This is a genomic window from Variovorax beijingensis (assembly GCF_003951285.1).
GTDB classification, from domain to species: domain Bacteria; phylum Pseudomonadota; class Gammaproteobacteria; order Burkholderiales; family Burkholderiaceae_C; genus Variovorax; species Variovorax beijingensis.
Genome location: NZ_RXFQ01000017.1, coordinates 64,683 through 90,233, shown reverse-complemented (window position 1 = coordinate 90,233; position 25,551 = coordinate 64,683). Strand labels below are relative to the sequence as shown.

At 67.0% G+C, this 25,551-nt stretch carries 25 protein-coding genes; 9 read left to right on the top strand and 16 right to left on the bottom strand.

Annotation, left to right across the window (positions count from 1 at the left end):
• Nucleotide 1: 1 nt before the first annotated feature.
• A complete protein-coding gene (locus tag EJO66_RS24855) occupies nt 2–682 on the top strand; it encodes a response regulator (protein ID WP_125966404.1) in 681 nt (226 codons plus the stop codon).
• Here EJO66_RS24855 and EJO66_RS24850 read toward each other — a convergent pair.
• A complete protein-coding gene (locus EJO66_RS24850; protein WP_240648739.1) occupies nt 643–930 on the bottom strand; it encodes a hypothetical protein in 288 nt (95 codons plus the stop codon). The two genes, EJO66_RS24855 and EJO66_RS24850, sit on opposite strands and share 40 nt — an antisense overlap.
• 85 nt (nt 931–1,015) lie before the next feature.
• The gene (locus EJO66_RS24845; protein WP_240648737.1) at nt 1,016–1,300 is read right to left on the bottom strand and encodes a hypothetical protein; all 285 of its coding nucleotides are present in this window, start codon (nt 1,298–1,300) and stop codon (nt 1,016–1,018) included.
• Nucleotides 1,301–1,443: 143 nt separating this feature from the next.
• On the opposite strand from EJO66_RS24845, the gene EJO66_RS24840 reads away from it, so the two are divergent.
• Together EJO66_RS24840 and EJO66_RS24835 are read left to right on the top strand one after the other, a co-directional pair.
• Nucleotides 1,444–3,036, top strand: coding sequence for an ATP-binding protein (locus EJO66_RS24840; protein ID WP_125966401.1), 1,593 nt, complete (start codon nt 1,444–1,446; stop codon nt 3,034–3,036).
• Nucleotides 3,033–3,725: a response regulator gene (locus EJO66_RS24835; RefSeq protein ID WP_125966400.1), complete on the top strand. Its 693-nt coding sequence runs from the start codon at nt 3,033–3,035 to the stop codon at nt 3,723–3,725. Before EJO66_RS24840 ends, EJO66_RS24835 begins: the two co-directional genes overlap by 4 nt.
• On the opposite strand, the gene EJO66_RS24830 is transcribed toward EJO66_RS24835, so the two are convergent.
• Nucleotides 3,683–4,621, bottom strand: coding sequence for a LysR family transcriptional regulator (locus EJO66_RS24830; RefSeq protein WP_125966399.1), 939 nt, complete (start codon nt 4,619–4,621; stop codon nt 3,683–3,685). The two genes, EJO66_RS24835 and EJO66_RS24830, sit on opposite strands and share 43 nt — an antisense overlap.
• 74 nt (nt 4,622–4,695) lie before the next feature.
• On the opposite strand from EJO66_RS24830, the gene EJO66_RS24825 reads away from it, so the two are divergent.
• The 3 genes from EJO66_RS24825 to EJO66_RS24815 all read left to right on the top strand — a co-directional run bounded on the left by EJO66_RS24825 (nt 4,696) and on the right by EJO66_RS24815 (nt 8,434).
• Nucleotides 4,696–5,568: a type 1 glutamine amidotransferase domain-containing protein gene (locus tag EJO66_RS24825; protein ID WP_124960717.1), complete on the top strand. Its 873-nt coding sequence runs from the start codon at nt 4,696–4,698 to the stop codon at nt 5,566–5,568.
• Between the two features lie 216 nt (nt 5,569–5,784).
• Nucleotides 5,785–6,231 carry a universal stress protein gene (locus tag EJO66_RS24820; protein ID WP_124960716.1) on the top strand — a complete coding sequence of 149 codons (447 nt, stop codon included), beginning with the start codon at nt 5,785–5,787 and terminating at the stop codon, nt 6,229–6,231.
• A 190-nt stretch (nt 6,232–6,421) separates the two neighbouring features.
• On the top strand, nt 6,422–8,434 hold the full coding sequence (locus EJO66_RS24815; protein WP_125966398.1) for an AsmA family protein: 2,013 nt from the start codon (nt 6,422–6,424) through the stop codon (nt 8,432–8,434).
• A gap of 34 nt (nt 8,435–8,468) precedes the next feature.
• Here the strand turns inward: EJO66_RS24815 and EJO66_RS24810 are convergent, their stop codons facing one another.
• The 4 genes from EJO66_RS24810 to EJO66_RS32650 form a co-directional block, all read right to left on the bottom strand.
• On the bottom strand, nt 8,469–8,726 hold the full coding sequence (locus EJO66_RS24810; protein ID WP_124960715.1) for a general secretion pathway protein GspL: 258 nt from the start codon (nt 8,724–8,726) through the stop codon (nt 8,469–8,471).
• A 39-nt stretch (nt 8,727–8,765) separates the two neighbouring features.
• On the bottom strand, nt 8,766–9,011 hold the full coding sequence (locus EJO66_RS24805) for a hypothetical protein (protein WP_124960714.1): 246 nt from the start codon (nt 9,009–9,011) through the stop codon (nt 8,766–8,768).
• The gene (locus EJO66_RS24800) at nt 9,004–9,411 is read right to left on the bottom strand and encodes a hypothetical protein (protein WP_124960713.1); all 408 of its coding nucleotides are present in this window, start codon (nt 9,409–9,411) and stop codon (nt 9,004–9,006) included. The genes EJO66_RS24805 and EJO66_RS24800 overlap by 8 nt, the downstream gene beginning before the upstream one ends.
• A gap of 99 nt (nt 9,412–9,510) precedes the next feature.
• Nucleotides 9,511–9,657 (bottom strand): hypothetical protein, encoded by a 147-nt coding sequence (locus EJO66_RS32650; protein WP_164547893.1) that lies wholly within the window; start codon nt 9,655–9,657, stop codon nt 9,511–9,513.
• A gap of 317 nt (nt 9,658–9,974) precedes the next feature.
• Between EJO66_RS32650 and EJO66_RS24795 the strand changes: the two genes are divergently transcribed.
• Nucleotides 9,975–10,256 carry an HU family DNA-binding protein gene (locus EJO66_RS24795; RefSeq protein WP_015867040.1) on the top strand — a complete coding sequence of 94 codons (282 nt, stop codon included), beginning with the start codon at nt 9,975–9,977 and terminating at the stop codon, nt 10,254–10,256.
• A gap of 17 nt (nt 10,257–10,273) precedes the next feature.
• Here the strand turns inward: EJO66_RS24795 and EJO66_RS24790 are convergent, their stop codons facing one another.
• From EJO66_RS24790 to EJO66_RS24750, 8 genes are all read right to left on the bottom strand, one after another.
• Entirely contained in the window at nt 10,274–13,681 is a 3,408-nt protein-coding gene (locus EJO66_RS24790) for an efflux transporter outer membrane subunit (RefSeq protein WP_125966397.1), read from the bottom strand.
• Nucleotides 13,669–15,003, bottom strand: coding sequence for a hypothetical protein (locus tag EJO66_RS24785; protein WP_125966396.1), 1,335 nt, complete (start codon nt 15,001–15,003; stop codon nt 13,669–13,671). The genes EJO66_RS24790 and EJO66_RS24785 overlap by 13 nt, the downstream gene beginning before the upstream one ends.
• Before the next feature lie 43 nt (nt 15,004–15,046).
• Nucleotides 15,047–16,285, bottom strand: a complete 1,239-nt coding sequence (locus tag EJO66_RS24780; protein WP_240648728.1) for an HlyD family secretion protein — start codon at nt 16,283–16,285, stop codon at nt 15,047–15,049.
• Nucleotides 16,286–17,017: 732 nt separating this feature from the next.
• Nucleotides 17,018–17,929 (bottom strand): class I SAM-dependent methyltransferase, encoded by a 912-nt coding sequence (locus EJO66_RS24770; RefSeq protein WP_125966426.1) that lies wholly within the window; start codon nt 17,927–17,929, stop codon nt 17,018–17,020.
• Between the two features lie 168 nt (nt 17,930–18,097).
• The gene (locus tag EJO66_RS24765; RefSeq protein ID WP_125966394.1) at nt 18,098–18,856 is read right to left on the bottom strand and encodes an enoyl-CoA hydratase; all 759 of its coding nucleotides are present in this window, start codon (nt 18,854–18,856) and stop codon (nt 18,098–18,100) included.
• The gene (locus tag EJO66_RS24760; protein WP_124960706.1) at nt 18,853–20,034 is read right to left on the bottom strand and encodes a CaiB/BaiF CoA transferase family protein; all 1,182 of its coding nucleotides are present in this window, start codon (nt 20,032–20,034) and stop codon (nt 18,853–18,855) included. The genes EJO66_RS24765 and EJO66_RS24760 overlap by 4 nt, the downstream gene beginning before the upstream one ends.
• A 2-nt stretch (nt 20,035–20,036) precedes the next feature.
• Nucleotides 20,037–21,011 carry a Bug family tripartite tricarboxylate transporter substrate binding protein gene (locus EJO66_RS24755; protein WP_125966393.1) on the bottom strand — a complete coding sequence of 325 codons (975 nt, stop codon included), beginning with the start codon at nt 21,009–21,011 and terminating at the stop codon, nt 20,037–20,039.
• Nucleotides 21,012–21,145: 134 nt separating this feature from the next.
• Entirely contained in the window at nt 21,146–22,039 is an 894-nt protein-coding gene (locus tag EJO66_RS24750; protein WP_124960704.1) for a LysR family transcriptional regulator, read from the bottom strand.
• Between the two features lie 5 nt (nt 22,040–22,044).
• Between EJO66_RS24750 and EJO66_RS24745 the strand changes: the two genes are divergently transcribed.
• A complete protein-coding gene (locus EJO66_RS24745) occupies nt 22,045–22,434 on the top strand; it encodes a hypothetical protein (protein ID WP_125966392.1) in 390 nt (129 codons plus the stop codon).
• Between the two features lie 737 nt (nt 22,435–23,171).
• Here EJO66_RS24745 and EJO66_RS24740 read toward each other — a convergent pair.
• Nucleotides 23,172–24,092 carry a LysR family transcriptional regulator gene (locus tag EJO66_RS24740; protein ID WP_125966391.1) on the bottom strand — a complete coding sequence of 307 codons (921 nt, stop codon included), beginning with the start codon at nt 24,090–24,092 and terminating at the stop codon, nt 23,172–23,174.
• Between the two features lie 91 nt (nt 24,093–24,183).
• On the opposite strand from EJO66_RS24740, the gene EJO66_RS24735 reads away from it, so the two are divergent.
• On the top strand, nt 24,184–25,515 hold the full coding sequence (locus EJO66_RS24735; protein ID WP_124960701.1) for an arylsulfatase: 1,332 nt from the start codon (nt 24,184–24,186) through the stop codon (nt 25,513–25,515).
• Nucleotides 25,516–25,551: the final 36 nt, after the last annotated feature.

Here is a 25,551-nt window from a genome sequence, read left to right as displayed (position 1 = left end):
CATGAGCCGCATCCTGCTGGCCGAAAAAGGCCGCGAGATGGCCGCCGCGCTGCTCGAAGGGCTGCAGCGCGCCGGCCACGATGTGGAGCACATCGCCGATGGCGCAGCCGCGCTCGACCGCATCCTCAGGTCGCCGCCGGCCCTCACGGTGCTCGACACCGCGCTGCCGCGCATCGGCGGCCTCCGGGTGCTGGAGCAGGTGCGCTCGCACAGCGACCATCCGATCATCGTGCTGACGGCCCGCACGCGCGAAGCCGACCGCCTGCGCGGCCTGGACCTGGGCGCCGACGACTACGTGTGCAAGCCCTTCTCGTCGCGCGAAGTGGTGGCGCGCGTGAACACGGTGCTGCGACGCCATGCGCAGCGCCAGTGCGCCGCCATGGCCTCGCCTTCCGTGGCGTTCGGCGGCAGCTCCCACAGCGTGAGGATCGAGGGGCGGCTGCTCGCGCTCACGGGCCGCGAGCTGAACCTGCTGCAGGCACTCTCGCGCGAGCCGGGTCGGGTGTTTTCGCGCTCGGCGCTGCTCGAGGCCGCGTTTCCGGACGCGCTCGACGTCAATGAGCGCGCGGTCGACGGGCACATCAAGAATCTGCGCAGGAAGCTCGCCGCCGCATCGCCGTCGCACGACTGGATCCGCTCGATCTACGGTGTCGGCTTCGCCTTCGAGGAACGGCCGGCCTGAGACGGCACGCAGGCGGTGTGCGACGGCCGGGCGGCCCGGCTGTCGGTGGCCATGATCGGCGCCAGGGTGGAAAGAGTTGAACTGCCTGCGCTGGCCTTGCCGGCCACGACGCATCCGCCGCTCGCCGCCACCACGATGCCGATCACCAGGCCGCAGCAAGCCAGCAAACCCAGGAGGCGCTGCGAAAGCATGGGCCCGTCGTCTTCCGCAGCTTCGGCGCGGGCGTGCCAGACGGCGCTCAAGTGCACTGGGGCACGGTGGCCCTTGTGCGTGCCTCGCTCTTGAGCGAGAGACCGCGGCATCCGATGGCCTCGGCCTTGCTGCCCTGTGCCGTCATGGTTTCTCTTTTCCTGCCGCGATGCCGGTCCCGGCCGATCGGGTGGCGCGTGCTTCCGCCCAGACGACCAGCAGCGCCCAGACATGGGTCACCGCCCAGAAAAGCGCGGCCAGCAGCAGCAACAGCGTGTCGATGCCCGGGTCGGACCAGAGCTCGGTCCAGGACCATGGCGCCGGCGCGCAGTATGCCGGACTCACCCATGCGAGCGCGGGGGCCACAAGGGCCTGGAAGGTCCTCTTCGTCTTTGGGCGTCGGTGCGTGAACGGGTTCATGGCACGCATCGTGCGATTTGATTGGGGAGAAATGTGGGAGGGACGGCTCTCCCAATTTCCTCCTCGATTCGTGGCCATGATCGGCCGTTTCCCATGACGCCTCCCCGCCCCGAACGCGTGCCGCAGAATGCGGCCATGCCTCCCCCGAGCCCATGCCGCGCCTGACACTTTCCAGGAAGATCTTCCTGGCGCTGGCCGCCTTGCTGATCGTGCTGCTGCTCAGCTTCGCCGGGCTTTCCATCGTGGCGCTGCAGCGCGGCCTAGGCTCCTACGTGGCCGAGATCGAGATCCGGCGCATGGACTGGCTCTCGCAGCTGCTGCTCAAGCACTATGCGGCCAACGGCGACTGGAAGAAGCTGCAGGGCAACGACGACGCCTGGCATCGCCTGCAGATGGGCCGGCTCGCCGCCGTGCTCGACGGCGCGAGCAACGCCGACGAAAGAAAGCTCCCGCCCTGGTACGAGAACCGCGGGCCGGGCGGCGGCGGCAATGGGTCCGAAAGCCGTGGCGAGAACGGATCCCGGCCGCCGCCTCCTCCTCCGCCTTCTGCCCAGCTCGAGCTGCTGCCCAGGCGCTTTGCGCCGCCACCGCCGCTGGGGTTCTTTCCCGATCCGCGCGAAGCCGCCGATTCGATCTTCCAGCGCCTGGGCGTGGTCGATGCGCGCGGCGCGCACGTGGTCGGCGCGAAGGTCGACCCGGAGAATGCCGCGCGCCTGCCGATCCGGCACGGCCGCTCGGTCGTCGGCTACCTGGTGCTCGCGCCGATGCAGGGCCTGGAGAGCGAGGCCGACCGCGCCTTCCTCGCGCGCCAGTCCGGCGTGATCGCCCTTACCGGCCTGTGCGGGCTGGCTTTTGCGCTGATGCTGTCGTGGCTGCTGGCGCGCCGCTGGTTCCGGCCGATCGACGAACTCACGCAGGCCGCGCAGGACGTGGCGCGCGGGCGGCTGTCCACGCGCGTGGCCGTGCATGGCTCGGACGAGCTCGCGCTGCTCGGCAAGACCTTCAACGACATGGCGCAGCGCCTGGACACGGTGGAGGCCTCGCGCCGCGCCTGGCTGGCCGATGCGGCGCACGAGCTGCGCACGCCGCTGGCCGCCATGCGCGCAGAGATCGAGGCCCTGCAGGACGGCGTGCGCAGCTTCGACGAGCGCACCGCACTGCGGCTGCATCGGCAGGTGATTCGGCTCGGCCAGCTGGTGGACGATCTGCGCAGCAGCATGCGCGAGCCGCAGAGCGACCTGCTCGCGACCACCGTGTTCCCGCTCTCGCTGCTGAAGGAAGCGCTCGACCACACGCGCGACCGGTTCGCCGCGCGCGGCATCACGGTGGACCGCAGCGCCATCGACCGCATCTCGGCGCAGGCCCAGCCGATGATCGACGGCGACGCGCACCGGCTGCACCAGGTCTTCATGAACCTGCTGGAGAACACGCTCGCCTACACCGACGCCGGCGGCCGGCTGCGCATCGGCGCCACGGTCGACGGCGCCTGGACGGGCAACAGTCTGACGCTGGATTTCGACGACAGCGCGCCCGGCGTTCCCGAGCCGGAAATGCCGCGCCTGTTCGACCGACTGTTCCGCGGCGAGTCCTCGCGCAGCCGCGAGCTCGGCGGCTCCGGGCTCGGCCTGTCGATCTGCCGCGCGACCATCGAGGCCCATGGCGGCATCATCGACGCCCAGGCTTCGGAACTCGGCGGGCTGCGCGTGACCATCACCCTTCCGCTCTCCAGGGCCGCATCGCCATGACCCGCATCGTCATCGTCGAGGACGAACTCGACATCGCATCGGTGGTTCAGGACTACCTGCGCCATGCCGGCTACGAGACCACGCATTTCGCCGATGGCCAGAGCGCGCTCGACCATCTGATCGCGTCGCCGCCCGAACTCACGCTGCTCGACATCATGCTGCCGCGTCTCGACGGCATCGAGGTGCTGCGCCGCGTGCGGGAGCACACCAGTCATCCGATCATCATGCTCACTGCGCGCATCGAGGAGGTCGACCGCCTGCTCGGGCTGGAGTTGGGCGCCGACGATTACGTCTGCAAGCCCTTCTCCCCGCGCGAACTGGTGGCGCGCGTGCGCGCCGTGCTGCGGCGCACCGAGCCGCCCGCGGAGCGCGGCCAGGCCCGCCATGGCATGTCCGGCCTGGTGCTGGACGACGTGCATTGGCGCGCATCGCTCGAAGGCACGCCGCTCAATCTCACGCGCCGCGAGTTCGGGCTGCTGCAGGTGCTGTCGCGGCACCCGGGCCGCATCTTCTCGCGCGCGCGCCTGCTCGAGCTGGCCTACGACGACACCATGGACGTGACGGAGCGCGCCATCGACAGCCACGTCAAGAACCTGCGGCGCAAGCTCGGCGCCGTCACGCCCTCGCACGACTGGATCCGCTCGGTCTACGGCGTGGGGTTTGCGTGGGAGGCGCCGGGGCCGGGCTGAGCGTTTCCCGCCAGCGAATCGATCAGCGCGCGCGAAGCCGACGAGAGCCGCCGGTGCGGCGCATAGATCACTGAAAACGGCCGCGTGCGCCCGCGCGCCTGCGCCAGCACCTCGACGGCCCGGCCCTGCGCAACAAGGTCGCGTGCGATGAAGTCGTAGGTCTGGCAGATGCCCAAGCCGCCCAGCGCCAGCGAGACCACGCCGAGCACGTCATCCGACACCTGCAGGGCGCCGTGCGGCAGCCAATCCACGTCGCGTCCCTGCTCGCGCAGCAGCCATGGCGACACGCGGCCGGTGCTCGGCATCACGAAGGGCAGGCAGCTGTGGCGTGCGAGCTCGGCGATGCTGCCCGGCGCGCCCGCGCGTTCGATGTAGCCCGGTGCCGCGAGCAGGCACATCGGCGCGTCCTCGAGCTTGCGCGCGACCAGGCCGCTGTCGGGCAGCTGGCCCAGCCGGATCGCGAGGTCGTAGCCCTCGGCCACGAGGTCCACGTTGCGGTTGGTGATGCTCAATTCGACGCGCACCTGCGGATGCTGCGCGGAAAACCGCTGCAGCAGCGCCGGCAGCCGGTGGTGGCCGTAGGTGGTGGGCACGCTCAGGCGCACGCTGCCCACCAGCGCGTCGCCCCGGCCCTGCATCGCGCGCTCGGCATCGTCGATCAGCGCAAAAGCCGCGCGCGATTGCTCCAGGTAGGCCCGCCCCTCTTCGGTGAGGCCCAGGCGCCGCGTCGTGCGGCGCAGCAGCTGCACGCCAAGCCGCGTTTCCAGCCGGGTGATGGCGCGGCTGAGCACCGACGGCGTGGTGGCCAGTGCCACGGCAGCGGCCGTCATGGAGCCCTTCTCGACCACTGTGACGAAGGTTTCCACATCTCCCAGGTGATCGAATCTTCGCCCCATCTTGTCCCCCAAAGAACTAATTTTTTCCCCGAACACCAGTTTATCGCCCGAGCAACCATCAATACAGTCGAATCATGACTTCCACCACCGCATCCCCATCCGTTCTCCCTCTACGCCCCCTCGTCGCCGCTGCGCTGCTCGGCCTTTGCGCACTCGGCGCCCAGGCCGCCAACGTGCTGGTCGTCCTGTCGGACTCCGACCACCTCGACCTGAAGGACGGCAAGGTCTTCGCCACCGGCTTCTACCTGAACGAGTTGATGCAGCCGGTGAAGCTGCTGCTGGACGCCGGCCATCAAGTGACTTTCGCCACGCCGCGGGGAAATGCGCCCACGGTGGATGCGTCATCGGTCGACAAGATGTACTTCGACGGCGACGTGTCCGCCATGGAGCAGCACAAGGCGCTGCTCGACAAGCTGAAGCTCACCTCGCGCACGGACTCGCCGGTGATGAGCCTCTCGCGCGTCGCACAGATCGGCTATGCGCATTTCGATGCGGTCTATGTTCCGGGCGGCCACGCGCCCATGCAGGATCTGCTCACCAGCCCTGAACTGGGCCGGCTGCTCGCCGACTTCCATGCACGCAACAAGACCACGGCGCTCGTATGCCACGGTCCGATCGCCCTGCTCTCGACCTTGTCCGATGCACAAGGCTTCACGACCCGGTTGGCGGCGCGCGGCACGGTCGGGCAGCGCCCCAACTGGATCTATGCGGGCTATCGCATGACCGTGATCAGCAATCAGGAGGAAGAACTGGCCAAGGGGCTGCTCCAGGGTGGCGTGATGAAGTTCTATCCGCAGACCGCGCTGCAGCTGGCCGGCGGCGCCTACAGCAGCAACAAGGTCCCGTTCACTTCGAACGTCGTGAGCGACCGTGAGCTCATTACCGGCCAGAACCCCGCCTCGGCGGTCGGCGTGGCCAAAGAAATGCTCAAGCGCCTCGAGAAATAAACCACACCAACGCCGCGGTGCGCGTCGAGGGCGGCTCCTTCCGCTCGACTCTCTGAATCGGGTGCCGGCCGCGCTGCCAGGGCGCGGCGGCGCGGGCTCCCGCCCCTGGCTCGCGATTAGGGGCGGGAGCCCAGCTTCCTTGCTTGTAGCGCCCATACCCGCGAACTAGACTGAAATGCGAAGGCACCCGCAGTGCCGGGGGCCAAGGAGTCGGCCATGTACAAGCGTATTCTCGTCGCCACCGATGGCTCTTCGCTCTCCGAACAGGCGGTCGCCACCGCCATCGATCTTGCCCTGCTGGCTCAGGCGGAACTGGTGAGCGTCAACGTCGCGCACCTCCAGCCTTATGGCTATTTCGAAGGCTCGATGGTGCTGAACCAGCGCGAGATCGAAGCCTCGCAAGAACAGGCGCAACAGGCCGCCCAGCGCCTGGTCGATGCGGTCAGGAGCGCCGCCATCGCCAGGGGGGTGCGCAGCGCGCAGGCCATCGTCATGAAGTCGAACCAGGTGGCCGAAGCCATCATCGCCACGGCCAAGAACCAGGAGTGCGACCTGATCGTGATGGCCTCGCATGGCCGGCGCAGCCTGGCGCGGCTGCTGATGGGCAGCGAGACGCTGCATGTGCTGACCCACTCGCACATTCCGGTGCTGGTGCTGCGATAGAAGCCTGATCGAAGCGCGCTCGAAGTGAAATTCTTCACGATCGGGCGCCGGCATCGGCCGCCCTCGTGAACGCGCCGCTCCCGGGGCGACTCACTCCCTTGCTGCCGTTCGCAGTTCGCGCAGAGCTGCGGAAGGTACAGTGCCCTGCAATGGCTGCATTGCGCAAGGGCCGTCTCAAGGGAGTGAAAAAATGAAATCATCGATGTTTCCCCGCGCCGTGGGGTGGGGCCTGCTTCTCCTGTCGGTGCTGGTGGCGCTGTGCATCGCGGCCCTCCTGAGCTTCGACTGGAACCGCGCCAGGCCATGGATCAACCAGCGCGTGAGCGAGGCGACCGGCCGCCCCTTCGCGATCCGCGGCGACCTGGTCCTGCAGTGGGCGAGCCCCGAAGCCGAAACAGGTTGGCGCCGCTGGGTGCCGTGGCCGAGGCTGAGCGCACAGGACATCACGCTGGGCAATGCCGACTGGGGCAAGACCGGCCCGCACCTGGCCGAGATCAGGCAGCTGACCTTCTCGCTGAACCCCCTGCCCCTGCTGAACCACACCATCCGCATTCCCACGCTCGAGCTCGCCGGCCCCGTTCTGTCGCTCGAACGCACCGTGGACGGCAAGAACAACTGGACGCTGGCAGCCGCACCCGGCGGCACGGAGCCCTCGAGCTGGAAGCTCGACCTGCAGCGGCTGGTGCTGAGCCAAGGCACGGTGAAGCTTGCCGATGCAACGGCAAGGCTCGATCTCAAGGTCGACATCGACAGCCTGCCCACGGAAAGCGCCGAGGGCTACGGCATCGGCTGGAAGCTCGGCGGCACCTTCCGCCAGACGCCGGTGCAAGGAAGCGGCAAGGCCGGCGCCGTACTCTCGCTGCAGCAGGACACGAAGCCCTATCCCTTGCAGGCCGGCGTGCAGGTAGGTGCAACGCGCATCGACATCGCCGGCACGCTGACCAAGCCCGACGCGCTGGCCGCGCTGGACCTGCGGCTCAAGCTCTCGGGCGCGAGCATGGCACACCTGTACCCGATCACCGGCATCACGCTGCCCAACACGCCCCCGTTCAGCACCGAAGGCCATCTGGTCGGCAAGCTCGACAAGGCCGGGGGGCGCTGGCTGTACGAGAACTTCAAGGGGCGCGTGGGCGCCAGCGACATTGCGGGCACGCTGGAATACGTCTCGCAGCAGCCGCGGCCGCTGCTGCGCGGCCAGGTGCACTCCAACCAGCTGCGGCTGGAAGACCTGGCGCCGCTGATCGGCGCCGATTCGAACGCAAGCAAGGCCAAGCGGGGAGCCGCGGCCGTCCAGCCGGTGGGCAAGGTGCTGCCGGTGGAGAAGTTCGACACCGCAAGCTGGGGCAGCATCGATGCGGACGTCAAGTTTGCCGGCCGCAAGATCTTCCATGCGAAGGACCTGCCCATCGACAGCCTGGTGGCGGATCTTCACCTGAAGGACAGTGTGCTCTCGCTCACGCCGTTGAGCTTTGGCGTGGCGGGCGGTACCCTGGCCGCCACGGTCAAGCTCGACGGCCGGCAGGACCCGATCCGCGCCAACCTGCAGCTCTCGGCGCGCCGGCTCAGGATCAAGGAACTCTTTCCGACGCTGGACACCATGCAGGCCAGCCTGGGCGAAGTCGGCGGCGACGCGGCGCTGTCCGCATCCGGCAACTCCGTCGCGGCCCTGCTGGGCACTTCGAACGGCGAGGTGAAGGCGCTGGTGACCAAGGGCACGATGAGCAAGTTCCTGCTCGAGGCCATGGGGCTGAACATCGGCAGCGTGGTGGCGACCCAGCTGTTCGGCGACAGGCAGGTCCAGCTGAACTGCCTTGCGAGCGACTTCACGGTGACGCAGGGCGTCATGCAGACGCGCTCCTTCGTGCTGGACACGGACGAGTCGGTCGTCAACGTGAGCGGGCTCATCGATCTTTCCAGGGAACAGCTCGCGCTGGAAATCCAGCCGCGGAACAAGGCGCTGCGCGTTCTTTCGCTGCGCTCGCCGCTGTACGTCAAGGGCACGTTCAAGAACCCCGACGTCGGCGTCGACAAGGGCGCCGTGGCGCTCAAGCTGGGTTCGGCGATTGCGCTGGGCGCGGTGGCGCCCGCTGCCGCGCTGCTGCCGCTCTTGAACATGGGCTCGCAGGAGTTCGCGGAATGCGCGCCGCTGGAGGCTGCCGCGCGCCAGAAGCCGAAGGCTGGCAAGCAGCCCAGGGCACGCTAGCAGCGCCGCGGGCCTGCCGCCCGCAAGGCGCTTTCTATTTTGCGAGATTGGCCTGGGCCGCACGCTGCGCCAGGCAGGCCTGCGTTGCGCGATGCGTTGCGAGTCCGAAGCACTGCGCCTCGGCCCGGCGGGCAAGCGCCTCAAGCGATCGGCGTTCCTGCGCCGCCGAAACCTGGAATTCGACCAGCCACTTCATGACCACGGCCATCACGATCAGGAGGGCGACCAGGGCGGCAACCAATGTTCCGCGCCAATCCTGGATGCGGAAGATCGACGGTGCGGGCTTGTTCATCGTTGTCGTTGTCGTTGTCGTTGCGAAGCGGCGGAAGAACTAGCGCGGAAGCTCCGGGAAGAGCCACAGGCTCAAGCCGAGAATGAGGCCCGCCCCGAGCGACACGATGGCCGCCGTCACGAACAGGGCCGCGGCAACGATGTTTGGCACCCGCATCGCCATGGCCAGAAAGGAAACGGTCGCCAGAACGTACAGGAGCACGGGCAGCAAGGCCAGCCAGGCCGGCCGCGCGGGAGGTGGAGCCGGCTCGTCCGGGCTCGGGTCGCCGAGGAACGGGCTAAGCATGGAATCCCTTGCCGTGAAAGACGGCGCGCAATTCGGCATCGCTCGCGGGGGAAAGAATCACCTGCGAACGCCATCCGCCGACAGCCGACCGCGAAAGCGCCTCCTGCGCGTGGGGCAGTTCGGTCGGATGCGCCATGAAGAACACGTGAACGCGCTGGCCGAGCGCGCTCCACACGTCGGCAATGAGCGCCACGACCGGCGCTGCATCCGCGTGCAGTCCAAGAAGAATGGCATCGAAGCGCCGCCCTTCGCGGGCGGCGTTGATCAGGCCATGAAGATGCTCGAAGGAGGCGTGGTCGATGCCGATGGCTTTCAGCGAACTGCCGGTGCACATGCGTTGCAGGGCGTCGGAGTCCACGAGTGCGATCCGGTTCTGGCGGAGCGTGTATGCAGAAGTCATGAGGTGGCGGCTTCGTGTTCCCGGCCCGGATCGAGCGTTCGATTCAGGCAGGCCTGGCGCGCGGCACTGCCGCCCGCGCAGGCTGCACAGGGTCGCGGGTCAGCAGTTGCCCTTCTTGGCTTGTCCAGGCGGGCAGAAGCCGCCCTTGCCCGGCCCTGGCCCCGGGTCCACCACGGGGTACACGCAGGCACTCAGGAGCAGGGTCATCGCAAACGAGAAGATCACAATGGCGGCGGTTTTTTTCATGCGGACTCCTTGGTTGAAATTGTCAGGCGCTGCTTCGGATGAGCGCCGTGGCCGTCAGTGAGGCCACAAGATATGTGAATTACTAACATTTAGACAGGAAATGCTTCACGATCGACTTTGGTTTACGTGAGAAACAGTAACCAGCCCCCCGTTCTGCCCAGTACTTCACGAATGCGTGAAGCGGACATCCGTCACAGGTCCGCAGATTTAGAAGCACATATGCGGGCCCGGGCGGGAATCCGCCCGCCGCATTCGGTCAAACTCGGGGACGACCCTCCGTGGTTTTCACAAATGTTCTATCGAAAGGAATTCCTGTTTTGAACAAGACCGAACTCATCGCCGCCATCGCAGAAGACACCAACCTCAGCAAGGCCGACGCCGGCCGCGCCTTCGACTCGGCGCTCGAACAACTCTCGCGCGCCCTGGTGCGTGGGGAGACCGTGCAGCTGATCGGCTTCGGCACCTTCAGCGTGGCCGACCGTGCCGAGCGCACCGGCCGCAATCCGTCGACCGGCGAGCAGATCACGATCAAGGCGAGCAAGAGCGCGAAATTCGCGGCAGGCAAGGCGTTGAAGGACGCCATCAACCAGGTGGGCTGATCATCCCCGGGGGCGGCTCAGGCCCGTGCGCCCTGCCACCCGCCCCCAATGGCCTTGTAGAGGTTGACCATGTTCACGGCCTCCTTGAGCTGCAGCTCGATCAGCTGCTGCTGCTCGGCATAGAGCTCGCGCTGGGCGTCCTGGCTTGCAAAATAGTCTTCCAGGCCGCTGCGAAAGCGCGTGCGCGCAATGTTCGCCACCTTCTCCAGCGCCTGCACGCGGGCCTGCTGCGCCTCCAGTTGCGGGCGCAGGTGGTCCTCGGCGATCAGGGCGTTGGCGGTTTCGCGGAATGCCATTTGCGCGGCGTGCTCATAGGACGCCATGGCCGCTGCCAGTCGCTCCTCGTTGGCCGTGATGTTGGCCGAGCGGCGGCCCCAGTCGAACAGCGGCAGCGACACCCCCAGCACCCCGGCCCAGCTGCTGTTGCCGCTGCTCAGCAGCGTCGACAGCTCCCGGCTCACGCCGCCCGCGAGCGCCGTGAGCGAAATGGTCGGCAGCATCGCGGCCTTGGCCGCGCCCACGCCCGAATTGGCGGCTTCGACACGCGAATAGGCCGCCAGCAGGTCGGGCCGGCGCTGCAGCAGGCTGGACGGCAGGCCCGCCGCCACTTGCGCGGTGGAGCGCTGCGGCCAGGGCCGGGCGCTGCCCGTGTCGGGCGACACCGGCTGGCCGACGAGCACGTTCAGCCACTGAAGATCCTGCGCGACGCGCATGCGGAATTCTTCCTGCTTCACGCGGGCGTTCTGCAGCAGCGACTGCGCGCGGTAGACGTCCAGCTGCGCCGCACCGCCCACCGCCTTGGCGCGCCCGATCATGTCGGCGTTGGCGGCCAGGCCGGACTCGTTGGCATTGGCCAGCGCGAGCAAGGCGCGGTCGGCGCGCAGCGTGAGGTAGGCATTCGACACCTCTCCCACCAGGTTCATGTGCGCAGCCGCGAAGTCCTTGTTGCCCGCTTCGGCCAGCGAGCCGGTCTGCTGGGTCGCGCTCTGCTGGCGGCCGAAGAAGTCGAGTTCGTACGACGTGACGCCGGCCTGGATGTCGAAACTGCTGGACACCCGGCCGTCGGTCGGCACGTTGCCCAGCGGGCTGAGCGAGCCTTGCGTGGTGGTCTGCGCCCGCTGCGCATGGCCCGACAGCCCGATCTGCGGGAACAGCGAGGCGCGGCTGCCGGCATACACGGCCCGGGCTTCGCGGGCACGCGCGGCATAGGCGCGCAGGTCGCGGTTCTGCGCGAGGGCGGTGGTGATGAGCCCGCGCAGTTCGTCGTCCTGCACAAAGCTGCGCCAGTCGACGGGTTCCGCATTCGGCGCCGTCGTGCCGGCCGGCCATTGCGAGGGCACCGTCAGGTCGGGCTGCTTGAGCGGCGGCGTGAGATTGCATCCGCTCACCACCAGCACCACGCAGGTCGCCAGCACCAGCAGCAGCAGCCGCAGGGCCAGGCGCACGAAGTTCGCGCCGGGAGATCCGAAGCCCGCGCTCGCCAGCAAGGCCGAGGCAGCCTTCCATGGCCGCACCTGGACCGCGACGTGGCTCGGCGGCACGTTGAACACGTGGCTCACCAGTTGCTCGCGCTGGGCCTCGGTGCCGGCGAAGCGCAGCTCGGCGCCCGCGGAGCTCCTGGCGGCCAGGCGGGCCGGGAGCCATCCCACCGGGTCGACGTAGACCTCCAGCGGCTGCCCCACGCGCAGGCGTTTCAGCGGGGCCTTGGCTTCCAGCAGCGCGCCGTCGGCCGCGATGTTGACGAAGCGCGATTCGCCCTCACCCGCCGCGGTGCGCACCCGGGTGCGCGCACGCCAGGGAAAGCGCTCTTCCTGCTCCGGCCGCGGCAGGTCGACGCAGGCCATGAGCGCAGCCAGGCAGAGCAGCAGTGCGATGCCGGTCCACACCAGGTTCAGCTCGTCGCCCGGCGTGAGCGCCTCGCCGCTCAAGGCGACCGACGCGCCGCCGAGCTGCAGCGCCACCAGGAGCCCGCCGAACATGGCAACCAGCTTCCAGTGCACGACCGTCTTCGAGCGGTCGAGCCCCTTGTTCGTCACCTTGAAGGGCCGCCCGAACGGCCGCAGCATGGCGCTGGCCAGCGTGCTGGTGACGGCCATGGCCGCCACCAGCTGGCTCACCTCGCTGAACACGGGCAGGCAGCGCCGCCCGCTGATCCAGTAGCTGTAGGCCCAGAACATCATGAGCGGCGGCAGCCCGAAGGAGGCAAAAGCCTGCGGCGTGGCATGGAACACCGAGACCCCGGCATGCCAGTAGAGCGCGGGCGCCAGCATGACCATCGCCATGAACGGCTTGCCGAGCCAGTGCAGCAGCCCGTGCAGGAAGTGCATCCGCGCCGAGAAGCTGTAGCCCCGGCCGCGCAGCGGGCCGTCGGGCAGCAGCGCGAGCTGCACCGTTCCCAGGCACCAGCGGCTGCGCTGGTTGATGTAGTCGACGATGCTCTCGGCCGACAGGCCGTTCGACAGCCGCTCGCCCAGCCAGCGCGTGATGTGGCCGTGGCGCAGCAGCAGGTAGGTGGTGTGGATGTCTTCGCACACGCTGCCCACCGGAAAGCCGCCCGCGGCGGTGATCAGGTCGCGCCGCACGATGAAGGAGGTGCCCACGCAGAACGCCGAGTCCACGGCGTCCTTGGCCGGCTGCAGCACGTCGAAGAACACGCGCTGCTCGTCCACCCAGCTGTCGGTGGCGCGCAGGTTGTGCTGGATGGGGTCGGCGTTGTAATAGAACTGCGGCGTCTGCACCAGCCCGACCTTGCGGTCCGCGAACAGGCCCAGCATGCGGTAGACGATCTGGCGCTGCGGCGCGAAGTCGGCGTCGAGCACCAGGATGTAGGGCGCATTGGTCACGCCCGCCGACAACCGCAGGCCGTTGTTGAGGTTGCCGGCCTTGGCATGGCTGTTGTCGGGCCGGCGCGCGTAGTGCACGCCCCTGCGTTCGCAATACTCGCGCAGCCAGTCGCGCCGGGTGTCGTCGAGCACCCACACGTTGAGGTTCGGGTAGTCGATGGCTTGCGCGGCGATGATGGTCTTCTCCAGCACCGCCAGCTCTTCGTTGTACGTGCAGATGAAGACGTCCACGGCCGGCACCTGCGCGCCGCGGCCGCGCAGCAGCGCTTCGCCGCGGTCGGCCAGCTGGTGGTTGTCGCGCCGCCGGACCAGCATGTGGATGGACATCAGCGTGTAGACGATGGCCATCAGCTCGAAGCACAGGAACACCCAGGCGAACAGGGTCTCGAAGCCCAGGTCCGAAGGCGGCATGGTCGCAACCACGCGCCAGATGGCATAGCGCATCAGCAGCAGCGCGGTCAGCGCGCCGAACAGCACGCGGTGGGAGGTGCGGTCGATCCGCCCCCACGTCATCAGGAGGAGCGCCAGGCCCGCAACGAGTGCGTTGAGCTGGAACTCCGGTGTGGCGATCAGGTGGGACATGGTGACGTGGCTCCTGTTGCGGCGGTCTTGCCGGTGAAGGGGTTGAACCCCGTGGCGGCCAGCGCGATCCAGGCAGTCGCGCCCAAGTGTGGCCAGCGGTAGTAGAAGAAGTCGGCCCCGGTCGAGTCGGGGCCGATGGCCAGCCCGGTGGAAATGCGGGCACTGGGGGTGGCGTAGTACAGGCCGTTGCCGGCGCGCTGCGACGCCAGCAGCTGCCACAGGGCCTTGGGCGCCGCGCCCTTGCGCGCCACCATCGTGGCGGCCGCCTGGGCGGTGCCCTCGGTCCAGATGCCGTCCGGGCTGCGCGAGAAGCCGTAGCCTTCGCCGAAGCGATGGTGCTTCTCCACCCAGTCGAGCCCCCGCATCCAGGAGCAGGAACCCTCGGGCGCCGCCAGCAGCGGCCACAGCTGTGCATCCAGGCCGGAGCCGTCGGTGGCGATGGTGGCGCCGTCTTCCTTGGTGCCGATGTTGAAGCGCTGCTCCGATGCGTTCCACATGCGGTTGACGAACTCGAGCGCGGTGCGCGCCTGCTGGCGCTCGGCTTCGGCCTGCCCGCCAGCGCGCCTGGCCGCCCAGGCGGCCGCCATTGCGATGTCGATGTTGTGCTCGGTGGATTTCCAGGTCTGGGCGCGCTGCGCGTTGTCCCAGCCGTACCAGCCGCCGTTGTAGCCATCGGGCGCATTCCTGGCGCGGGTGCGCTGCTCGATCCAGCCGAGCAGCCTGCGCGCGCCTGCCAGGTAGGCGGGCGAGGGCTCGGCCTCGTTCAGGTTCAGCAGCAGCAAGGCGGCCCAGGCCACGTTGCCGGTGGCCGTGCTCACCTGGTAGGCGTCGGCGATCCACTGGTTCTTGGCTGCATCCCAGCGCCCCGGCAAGGCGGCCTTTTCCTCGGTCATCGGGCCGGCGCGGTAGGCGTTGCGCACGCGCCCGTCGGCCGCGTTCGGGTCGCGCTCCATCGCGCGCACCACCGCGTCGCCGATGCGCCGGGCCGAGGCTGCGTCGCCGCAGGCCAGCAGCGCGATGCCGGCCAGTGCGTTGTCATAGGTGAAGGCGGCGCCTGCCAGCGCGGGTTCCAGCGGCGTGCCCTGCTTCGGGTCGGCGACGCGGTAGCTGGCGAGAAACAGCGGGCCGGAAGCCACGCCCTTCTGGTCCTGCGCAACCGCGCGCCGCAGCCCCTCGCAGCTTTGCCGTGCGAGCGCTTGCTGCGCGGCGCTGATGGCTTGCGGTCCGGACGGCTGGGCGAAGGCAGCGGACACCGGCAAGGCCAGTGCCATCGATGCGGCAAGGCAGGACGCCAGGGGCCGGGAAAAGGGGAAGACCGACATGGTTCTGTTCCGGTGCGGATGGGTGGTGCATTTGCGCCTGCGCTCAGGACCTGAGGCTGGCCGACACCACCTTGCCGGGCGCGCACATGTTGCTGCCGCCGTCCGGCGCAGCCTCCTGCGGCTCCTTGCCTTCGATGCGGGCCACGGCATAGATGGAGCCCTGCTCGGCATACGGGAACGGCACGCTGTAGGTGCTCTGCAGCGCGTCCGAGGCCACGGGCAGCAATTGCTCCACGCGCGCCGGCACCGGCCTGGCGGATTCAGTGAGCTTCACGTCGAGCACGGAGCCGATGCCCAGCCGCTTGGCCACCCGCGCCGGAAACACCGCCACCACGCCGAGCCGGCTGCAATCGGTCACCCGCACCAGCGAGGCACCCGCCGTGACGTACGCGCCTTCGGGTGCGAGCACGGAATGAACCTGCCCCGCCTGGGACGCCTTGATTTCGTAGAAGGACAGCTTCTCCACCCGGCGGCGCTCCTCTTCCTCGAGGTCCCTGACCTGCTTGAGTTGCTTGAAGATGGCGGCGGCGTCCTGCTGGGCACGGCCGACGCTGTTGCGCAGCGCCTCGCGGCGGCTGGCGAGCGTCTGGAACAGGTTGCTGCCCCCGGTGCCCACGAAGGCCCCCTGCCCGGCGCTCGCCACGGTCTGGGCCTGTCCGGCAAAGGACTGCTCCGCCACCGCGGCATTGGCACGCGCCGTGTTCAGCTGCGCCATGGACGAGTTCATGACCTGCTCGCTGATCGCTCCCTGCTCCAGCAGGGCCTGGTTGGTCCGTACCTTGTTTTCCTGCTCTTCCACCACGCTGTGCGCCACGTCGCGCTGCCGCCGCGCGATCTGCCAGGCCTCCCAGGCCTGCGCCAGCGAGGCCTCGCGGTGCACGCCGGCCTCCTGCCCGACAGACCTCATTTCCTGGTTGTCGGACTTGTACTGGTTGCCCAGCTGGGCCAGCTGGCTTTGCAGCGCGAGGTGCTGCGACCGCAGGGTGGTGAGGATTTCCTGGCTCACGGTCGGGTTGCGCACCGTGGCCACGATGGTGCCGGGCTCCACCTTGTCGCGTGCATGCACCACCATCTGCGACACCACCCCGTTGATCGGCGAAGTGATCAGCGCCACTGGCGCCTGCAAGACGGCGCGGGTGGCCTGCGAAGACAACAGCGGCTGGACCAGCGTTGCGACCATCAGCCACAGCACGAAGGCCAGCAGCGCATAGGCCGCCAGCTTGGGGACGAAGGCGCCCGATTGCCGGCGCCGGCCACCAGCGCCGGGAACGCGGCCGCCCATGGCACCAGCGATGCGCCGCTGGGACTGAGAAAAGAGAACCGAACCCGGTTTTGACACACGCATAGCCACCTCTCGTGAAAACCAAATCGCGCCGCAAGGAGCGGCGCGACATCGAGATTGAAGGACCCGCCCGCAGCGGACGGACGCCGAGCCACGAACTCGCGTCCGCTTGTTGCGGTGCAATATCAAGGTAAGTCCAAACCCCGGTCAGGACTGCTTCGGTACGAAACAAGATGTGCTGAATTCACATTCCGGCAACACCGAAGATCGAGCTAAAGTCCTACATTGGTGTCGGATTGCACGCAATTGACCACAAAAGGTCGCATTAGGCATGCAGGGCGCTGCGAGGGCCGGGTTTCCCTATGGAAGGCTGGGGCGAAGGGGTGCCGCAACCCGGCATGACGGGCACCCCGTCATTTGACCGCGAAGCCGCGGGAATGTGGCTGCGGGGAAGATTCAGTAACGATACCGATCGTGTCCCGGGCAGGTTCAGCCCGCTTCGCCGAGCATCCAGGCGCGCAAGGCAAGCACCATCGGCCCCGAGCCAGGCTTGTGGACCGTGCTGCTTCCCGCTTCGGTGCTGCGGGGCGTAGGCTTTGCGCTCAGCATCTCGGCGCTGATGGTCGCGGGCACCAGCGGCGTGGCCGACCGTGAGCAAGGGCGGGCTCGCGGTGGTGACCGCGGCCATTGCGCCGGGAACGCAGTTGGCAATGCTCTATCCGGGCGTGGGAGTCATCCTGGCGTTCGCTGTTCTGACGCTGCTGGCACAGCCGATACGGGATCGCCGCGACGCCTTGCCACGCACATCAGCGACAGCGCGCTCGTAGGCGACGAGGGCCGCCGGCCGGACAGCACGTTGCCCAGCCGGTATTTCCATTGCGCCGGCCCCACCACGCCGCGCAGCGCATCGGCACCGATCTGGTGGTTGTGCGGGTAGACGCGGACCTCGAAACCCAGCGGTTCCAGCGTCGAATGGAAGAATTCCTTCGTGACCCCGTCGCCCGGCTGGTGATGGACCTCGGTTCGCAGGCCCCACGACTGCTGGCTGCCGGTCTTGTGGAAGCCATGCCCGATCGCGCGATAAATCCACAGCCGCGCATCCCACATCAACCTGGCGAGGCCCTTGTAGTCCCACGCGGTGAGTTGCGGATCATGGTCGGTGACCAGCACGCCATGAGGCTTCACCAGCCGCGCCCCCTCGCGCAGCACCGCGGCCATGTCGTCGCAGTGGTGCAGCGAGGCATTGATGGCGACGATGTCCGCCACCTGCGAACGAAAAGGCGTGTAGGCCGCATCGGCCAGCACCGCCGTGTAGCCCAGCTTGGCCGCCAGTTCCAGCGAGCCGGGGGCCACGTCCACGCCGATCAGGAGGCGCGGCTTGCCACCCAGGGTGGCAAAGATGTTGCCCGGCCCGCAGCCCAGGTCGATGACCACCTTGTCGGTCCAGTCGCCGGCCGCCGCAAGCCACCGGCTCTTGAAATGCGCATCGCGGTGGCAGAAATCCAGGTATTCCTGGGCCCACTGCATGTTTCCAAAATAGGTGGCATTGGCGGTTATGGCGTCGGTTTTGCGCTCGAGCCCCGATTCGAAGTAATTCCCCGAGCGCTTCAAGCTCGCGTCTGGCAATAAGATGTCTCCGATCATTTTGAATCCTTCAAAAATCTGGGCCGGCATTGAGACAAGTTATGCCTAAGAATTACATGACTTTCGATTCAACTGTTAGTATTTTTAATACGTTTACAAGCTGCGTGATTTAAAAACTGACCTATTGGCTACCTTGTTTGGGTGATATCAGGCAGCGATGTTCGCCGTTCATCGGCCAATGAAAGTGGCCACACCATCGCGAAATGCCTGGCTGCCATACACCTCCTCGATCAGGTCGTCGTCATCCAGCCTCTGCTCGACGACGATGCGGCGGATGCTCTCCTTCACGGCCTTGTGCGTGACCGGCGACAGCGCCATGAGCCGCTCCGCCAGCGCATGGGCCGCGGCATCCAGTTCGCCCGGCCTACAGGCCGCATGCACATAGCCGCAGGCCTGTGCTTCCTGTGCCGTCAGGTGGTCGGCCAACAGCAGCATCCGCTTGACGCGCGGCACGCCCAGGGCGGCCTGCAGGCGCGCGATGTTGCGCGACGACAAGGTGTTGGACAGCGTCCTGGCAATCGGCGCGCCGAAGCGCGAGGCGTCGCTGCAGACCCGGAAATCGCAGGCCGTGGCCAGGGCCAGGCCGCCGCCCACGGCCCAGCCGTCGACCACGGCCACGGTGGGTATGGCGATGCGCTCGACCGCATCGATGACGCGCTCCACGAAAGCCTCGTAGGCAATGCCGTCGCGGCCGTCGTGGAAGTCCTTGAAATGGGCGATGTCCGTGCCCGAGATGAAGGACTTGCCGCCCGCCCCCTTGAACAGCACGCTGCGCACCGCGCCATTGCGCACGCACGCGCCGATGTGCTCCAGCAGCGCCTCGTACATCTGCCGCGTCATCGCGTTGTGGCGTTCGGGGCGATGGATCACGATCTCGGCCACGCCCGAGGCATGGACGCCGAGCCGCACGCATTCAGCTGAACTCACAAGGCCTCCGCCGCGCCGGCTGGCATGTTGATCTCGGCCAGGATTTCCTCGTTGTGCTCGCCCAGCAATGGCGGGTGCCGGCGCACCTGCTGCGGCGTACCCAGCAGCTTGACGGGAAAGCCGATGTTCTTGACCTTGCCCTCGATCGGGTGGTCGATCTCCATGCACATGCGGCGGTGCGTGCCGTGCTCGCCCTCGAAGGCCTCCGGATACGACAGGATGGGGCCGGCCGGGATGCCGGCGGCCAGCATGGCGTCGATCCAGTCGGCGCTGTCCCGCTGGCCGAACTCCCGTTCGAGCGCCTCGATCAGCGCCTCGCGGTTCTTCAGGCGCAAAGAGACGCTGGCGTAGTCCGCGTGCTCGACGAGGTCCGGCCGCTGCAGCAGTCCGCACAGCCGGGTCCAGAGCTTCTGGTTGGTCGCACCCATCACGAAATAGCCGTCGCGCGCCTTGACCGCCTGGTAGGGCGCGCTCATCCTGTTGCTGGTGCCCAGCGGTGCCGGCGGCACGCCCGTGCCCCAGTACTCGGACATGTCCCAGACCGAGAAGGCCATGGCCGCGTCGAACAGCGAGGCGTCGATGTGCTGGCCCACGCCCGACTTCTGCGCGCCGATGTAGGCCGCCAGCAGCGCGTAGGTGGCAAACAGTGCGCAGCCGATGTCGGCCACCGGCACGCCGGCCTTGACCGGCTTCTCGCCGGGGTAGCCGGTCACGCTCATCACGCCGGACATCGCCTGCGCCATCAGGTCGAAGCCCGGCCGCTCGGCCCAGGGGCCGCTCTGGCCGAAGCCGGAGATGCTGACGTACACGATCTTCGGATGGATCTTCCTGATCGACTCGTAGTCGATGCCCAGGCGCTGCACCGCGCCGGGGCGGTAGTTCTCGACGATCACGTCGGCGGTCTGGGCCAGCTTGTAGAAGGACGCGCGGTCCTCCTCGGTCTTGAGGTCCAGCGTCAGCGAGCGCTTGTTGCGGTTCATGTTCAGGAAGCCCATGCTGTCCGGCCCCTTCATCTTGAAGCCCATGGCGCCGCGGGTCTGGTCGCCGCCCGGCGGCTCGACCTTGATCACGTCGGCCCCGAGGTCGGCCAGCAGCATGCAGGCGAACGGCCCGGCCATGACCTGGCTCACGTCCAGCACCCGGATGCCCTGCAGCGGCAGTTGTCTTGCGTGGTTCATTTTCAGCCCTCCTCGGTGACCTTGGCGGTGCGCACCACGTCGCCCCATTTCCTGAACTCGGCGGCCATGAAGGCCGCGAACTTGTCGACGGACCCGCCGCCGTCCTCCACGCCATAGCCGTCGAAGCGCGCAACCACATCCGGCAGCGCCAGCACCTTGTTGATGTCGGCATTGATCTGCAGGGCCAGGTCCCTGGACATGTCCCTGGGGCCGACCACGCCATACCAGCTGGACACGTCGAAGCCCTTGAAGCCCTGCTCGTCCATGGTCGGCAGTTCCGGAAAGCCCTTGGCCCGCTGCAGCCGCGTCTGGACGATGCCGGTCATCCGCCCGGCCTTGACCTGCGCCGTAGCCGCCGTCATGGTGTCGAAGCTGTAGTCGATCTGGCCGCCGATCAGGTCCGTCTGCATCGGACCCGACCCCTTGTAGGGCACGTGGATGCTCTTGACCTCGGCGGCCATGTTGAACATCGCGGCCGCCAGGTGCTGCACCGATCCCGTGCCGGAGGAGCCGAAGCTGATCTTCCCCGGGCTCTTCCTGCACTGCTCGACCACATCCTTGACCGAGCCGGTGGAATTCTTCGCGCGGGTCACCAGGATGTGCGGCGTGGCGCCGACCATGGCAATGGGCGCGAAGTCCTTCAGCGGGTCGTAGGTGATGCTCTTGAAGATGTGCGGCGAGATGGCATGCGTGTTGACGTGGGCCATCAGCAGGTTCACGCCCTCGGTGAACCGGGTCCGCGCAAAGAAGTCCGCGGCCAGTGCGCCGGTGGCGCCGGGCTTGTTCTCGACCACCACCGAGCGGTCCCACAGCTGCGAGAGCTGCTGCCCCACGATGCGGGCGAACACGTCGGTGCCGCCGCCGGGTGCCCAGCCCACGTAGATCTTGACGATGCCCTTGGGCAACTCGGTGGCTCCCAGGGCCCAGGGCGCGGCCAGCGCGCCGGCACTGGCCGCAATGAAGTCTCGGCGTTTCATGTATGCGTCCTCTGTCTCTGCTGTCGTGGTAGTGCCGCTACTCTCCCGTAGCGCAGAGGACGTCGCAAGAACGTGAATGGCATGCCTGGCTTCGCAATCCGCGAAGCCGTGGCCGCAGGAGCGGGGCCTTCTTCCTAGGCGCTGCTGCCGATCAGCTGGGCCACCACGTTGCGCAAGGTCTGCTCCTGCGCGTGGCCTTCGACACACGACAGCACATAGGCGCGCTGGTGCCAGTCGCCCAGGATCTCGGCCGAGCCCAGGTCGTCCTCCGGATGGAAGCTGCGCAGTACGTCCGGCGGCATCAGGCCCACGCCCAGGCCATGGCGCACCAGCGCCAGCATGGTGTCGAAGCCGCTGGTCGAGAAGTTGTTCGGGAACGACCGGCCGCGGCTGCGGTAGGCCCCCTGCAAGGCCGACAGGATCGCCGAGCCCTTGCCGAGGCTCACGACCGGCAGGTCCAGGAAGTCGTCGATGCCCACGGGCCCCTCCGCCGCAAACCGGAAATGCCGGCGGCTGTACACGAGCACCAGCCTGTCCTGCCGGTAGTCGAACTTCGGCAGGTCCAGGAATCCGCTCTTCTTCTCGTAGATGCCGACATCGATCACCTTGTCGCGCAGCAGCTGCTGCACGATCTTGCTGTTTTCCTCCAGGATCTTCAGCGTGATCTGCGGGTAGGCGTCACGCAGCCGGGCGATGTCCTTCGCAAGAAATTGGATGATGGCCGCCTTCGGCGCGCCGATGAGGATGCGCCCGTCCTGGCCGCGCCCCAGCACCTGGGCATCGCCCTCGAGCCGGCCGATGAGGTTGTCGATCTGCCGGATGTGCGCCATCAGCCGGCTGCCGGCCTCCGTGATCAACACGCCGTGCGGCACCCGCTTGAACAGCTTGGCGCCCAGTTGCGCCTCCAGGTCGCTCACGCGCTTGGACGCAGCAGCCACCGCCAGATTCAGCTTGTCGGCAGCCCGGGAGATGCTGCCTTCCTCGGCGATGCACAGGACGAGTTGGACGGTGGTGGAGTCGAGCTTCATGGGCGGTGCGGGTCCTTCAACAGGACTACAAGGCGCACGGATGGAATCGGCCGACCGTCACACTCTATGGCCGCGTTGCGGCGGGATGGCTTGGAAAAATCAGCTTTCCAGATCCTTACGATCTTCATTTCTCCATAGCCATAGATGATGCGTACAGTGGCATCAAAGTAATTGACGGGCAACCATCAATGATGGAAGCAGGCTATCAAAATTTCTTTTTGATCAAGACAAATCGCTACGAGAATGCACGTCCTGCCGAGGTAAAGGTCCGCATTCCCTTGGAGCAACCGTCAGGCATGTCACGACAAGAGTTTAATGGGATACGTGCCGCTCGTTTCAACCCCAGGATACCAATCGCCAGGATGGGAAAATCCGCTACCTCTGCATTACTTTAAGGGAGAAGCGATAAGGTGAAAATCAACTGGCTTCTTCCTCTAAACGTGCTTTTGTGGGGCGCATCGATCCCCGCAATGAATTACAGCGCAATGGCCTTAAGCGCACATCGAATCGCCAAAGTACCGGCCGGTTTCATTTTTTGGTTTGTGATTCGCCCGAACCGCGCGCCATCGGAGGCTGACGGGGGCCGGAATCGAGCCGTCCCCATCCCAACGACGACAAGGTGACGACAGCCGCCGCCGACCCATCACTTCGCGCGGAAGACCAGAGAGGCCATCTACGACGGCATCGGACCAGTTGAAGTCCTGCGGCCGAAAGACAGCCCAAAATTTTTTGCATGCCCACTTGAACCTCGAATGGTGTCCCCGGCTTGCACGGTTAGTTATGACCGATATGTACTACCAAATGTGTACAACTTCGCCACGCATCGCGCTCCAAGCCATCAATCACAGAGAGTGAGTTCTCCACCATTGCGGTGGATAAGACGGTGGACAAGCCTGTGCGCATCGCCGGGAGAGCGTTGCCGCGCCTGCGTCGCGGCACTGCGCCTGTAAAAGCGGCACCGCACCCCGGGGGCGTTGTCGCGCAGATATTTTTTGCGCATGGATCATGGACCGGTGGCTGCGGTTGAGGCCTGCCTCAGCTGGCGGAGAGTGCAGCACCCAGCGGGACCATTCCATCGATCGCCGCGCAATCCCTGCAGAGCGCAGCTTGCGGCCTCTTGCGAAAGAGCGCGTCACTTCGCTGAAGGATGCCTCCTGAGGGGCCTGAGCGCGAGAAGGCTATCACGCAGCGTTTCCATCAATGGCGACCATGCGGACCCGGGCCGCGAGAGCAAGATGACTGCGCGAGGAATGCACAGCGCAGCGACCGGCAGCACGGCAAATCGCTCGTCGGTTGCATGCTGCATGAACGAACGCGGCACCAGCGTCACCAGATCGGTGGCGGCGAGCACTGAGAGATTCAACTCGGATGCGAACGGCACCTCCATGACCACGGTCGGCGGCGGCAGGGCGTTGCGGGCGAATATGTCCGTCAATGCGCGATAGGCAGCCGAGTTCGTCGGGCCACTCATCCACCCGAAGTGGGCCACATCCCTGAGCGACACACGCGGCCGTGACGCCAACGGATGCCCTGCTCGCACCAATGGCAGCATTGGGTCGTTGTCGATCTTGGTCCGGTGCCCGTCCAGAGGCTGCCCCTCATAGGCAGGCACGAGGACGAGATCGAGCTCCCCCTCCCGCACCTGCGCCGCCAGCACGTCCGAGCGGTCCACCCGTATTCGAACGCGCAGACCCGGCCGCTGGACCAGCAACGGCCCCAATACGGCAGCCATCCGATTGCCCGCGGTGGTGTCGGTCACCCCAACGCGAAGGAGCCCGGCCTGTCGGGCCCGCATCTCGTCGGCCAGCAGGACAGTGTCGGCATAGGCGGCTTGCAGCTTTCGCATCTCCTCCGCGACCCGGAGCCCGGCGGCCGTCAGCGCCATCCCCCGCACGCTGCGCTCGAAGAGCTGAAGGCCGAACTCATCCTCCACTCGTCGCACCGCCTTGGTCAATGCGGGCTGTGTCACCCCTTCCCCCTCCGCCGCGGACGCCAGCTGGCCCGCCCTGGCGACGGCGAGGAAATACCGGATGTCTCGAATGGCGAGTGACATTCCCGAAGTTTATGGCGTGGACGCACTTGAGGAATGTCATTCTTGCGATGCGAAGCGTAGATTGGTGACTCTGACTACCTAAGCGACCTCGATGCCCGCAAGCGCCTCCCCCAACATCGTCCTCATCCTCGCCGACAACCTCGGATGGGGCGAGCTTGGCTGCTATGGCGGCGGTGCGTTGCGCGGGGCGCCGACCCCGAACATCGACGCTCTCGCCGAACAAGGCCTGTTGCTGCAGAACTTCAACGTAGAAAGCGACTGCGTCCCCACCCGTTCCGCGCTCATGAGCGGACGCCATCCGATCCGAACCGGTTGCCTGCAATCAGTTCCGCCAGGCCTGCCCCAAGGACTGACTCGATGGGAGATCACCCTTGCCCAACGACTGTCGGACAAGGGATATGCCACGGCCCATTTCGGCAAGTGGCATCTCGGCGATGTGCCAGGCCGCTTTCCCTCGGACCGCGGCTTCGACGAGTGGTACGGCATTCCGCGCACGACCGATGAGAGCCAGTTCACCTCGACCGTGGGCTTCGATCCGAATGTGGTCGATCTGCCGTACATCATGGAAGGCAAGGCGGGGGAGCCGTCGCGGCAGGTCAAGGTCTATGACCTGGAGGCTCGCCGCGGCATTGACGCGGATCTGGTGGAACGGTCGATCGACTTCATGCAACGAAGCGCGTCGGCGGGCAAGCCATTCTTCCTCTATCTGCCGCTGGTCCATCTGCACTTCCCGACGCTGCCGCACCCCGACTTCGCTGGCAGGACTGGCGCCGGAGACTTCGCCGACTCGATGGTCGAGATGGACCATCGGGTGGGCCAGGTGGTCGAGGCGCTCGAGGGGATGGGACTCGCAAAAGACACGTTCCTGATCTTCTGCAGCGACAACGGCCCCGAGTTCCGGGCCCCCTACCGCGGCACGGCGGGTCCGTGGACCGGCACTTATCACACCGCCATGGAGGGTAGCCTTCGGGTTCCCTTCATTGCCCGCTGGCCGGACCGCATCGCTGCGGGTCGGATCAGCAACGAGATCGTGCATGTGACCGATCTCTACACCACCCTGCTGCGTGTCGCCGGTGCGGCGCTGCCGGATGATCGGCCCATTGACGGGGTGGATCAGCTGCCTTTCTTCCTGGGGGAGGAGAACAAGTCGGCACGCGAAGGCTTTCCGTTCTACATCAAGAACGAGCTGAGAGCCGTCAAATGGCGCGACTGGAAGTTGCACTTCTTCTGGGAGCCCGCCGTGAACGAAGGCAAGGGCAAGCTCGAATCGCCCTACCTCTTCAACATCACGAGAGATCCGAAGGAAGAGACCGATGTGCTGGTCTACAACACCTGGGTCCTGGGCCCGGTCCTCAAGCTGGTCAAGGCGTTCCAGGACAGCGTGAAACAGCACCCCAACACGCCACCTGGCGAACTCGATTGATCATCAAAAGCCATCATCCCAGCCGCTCGGAGACCT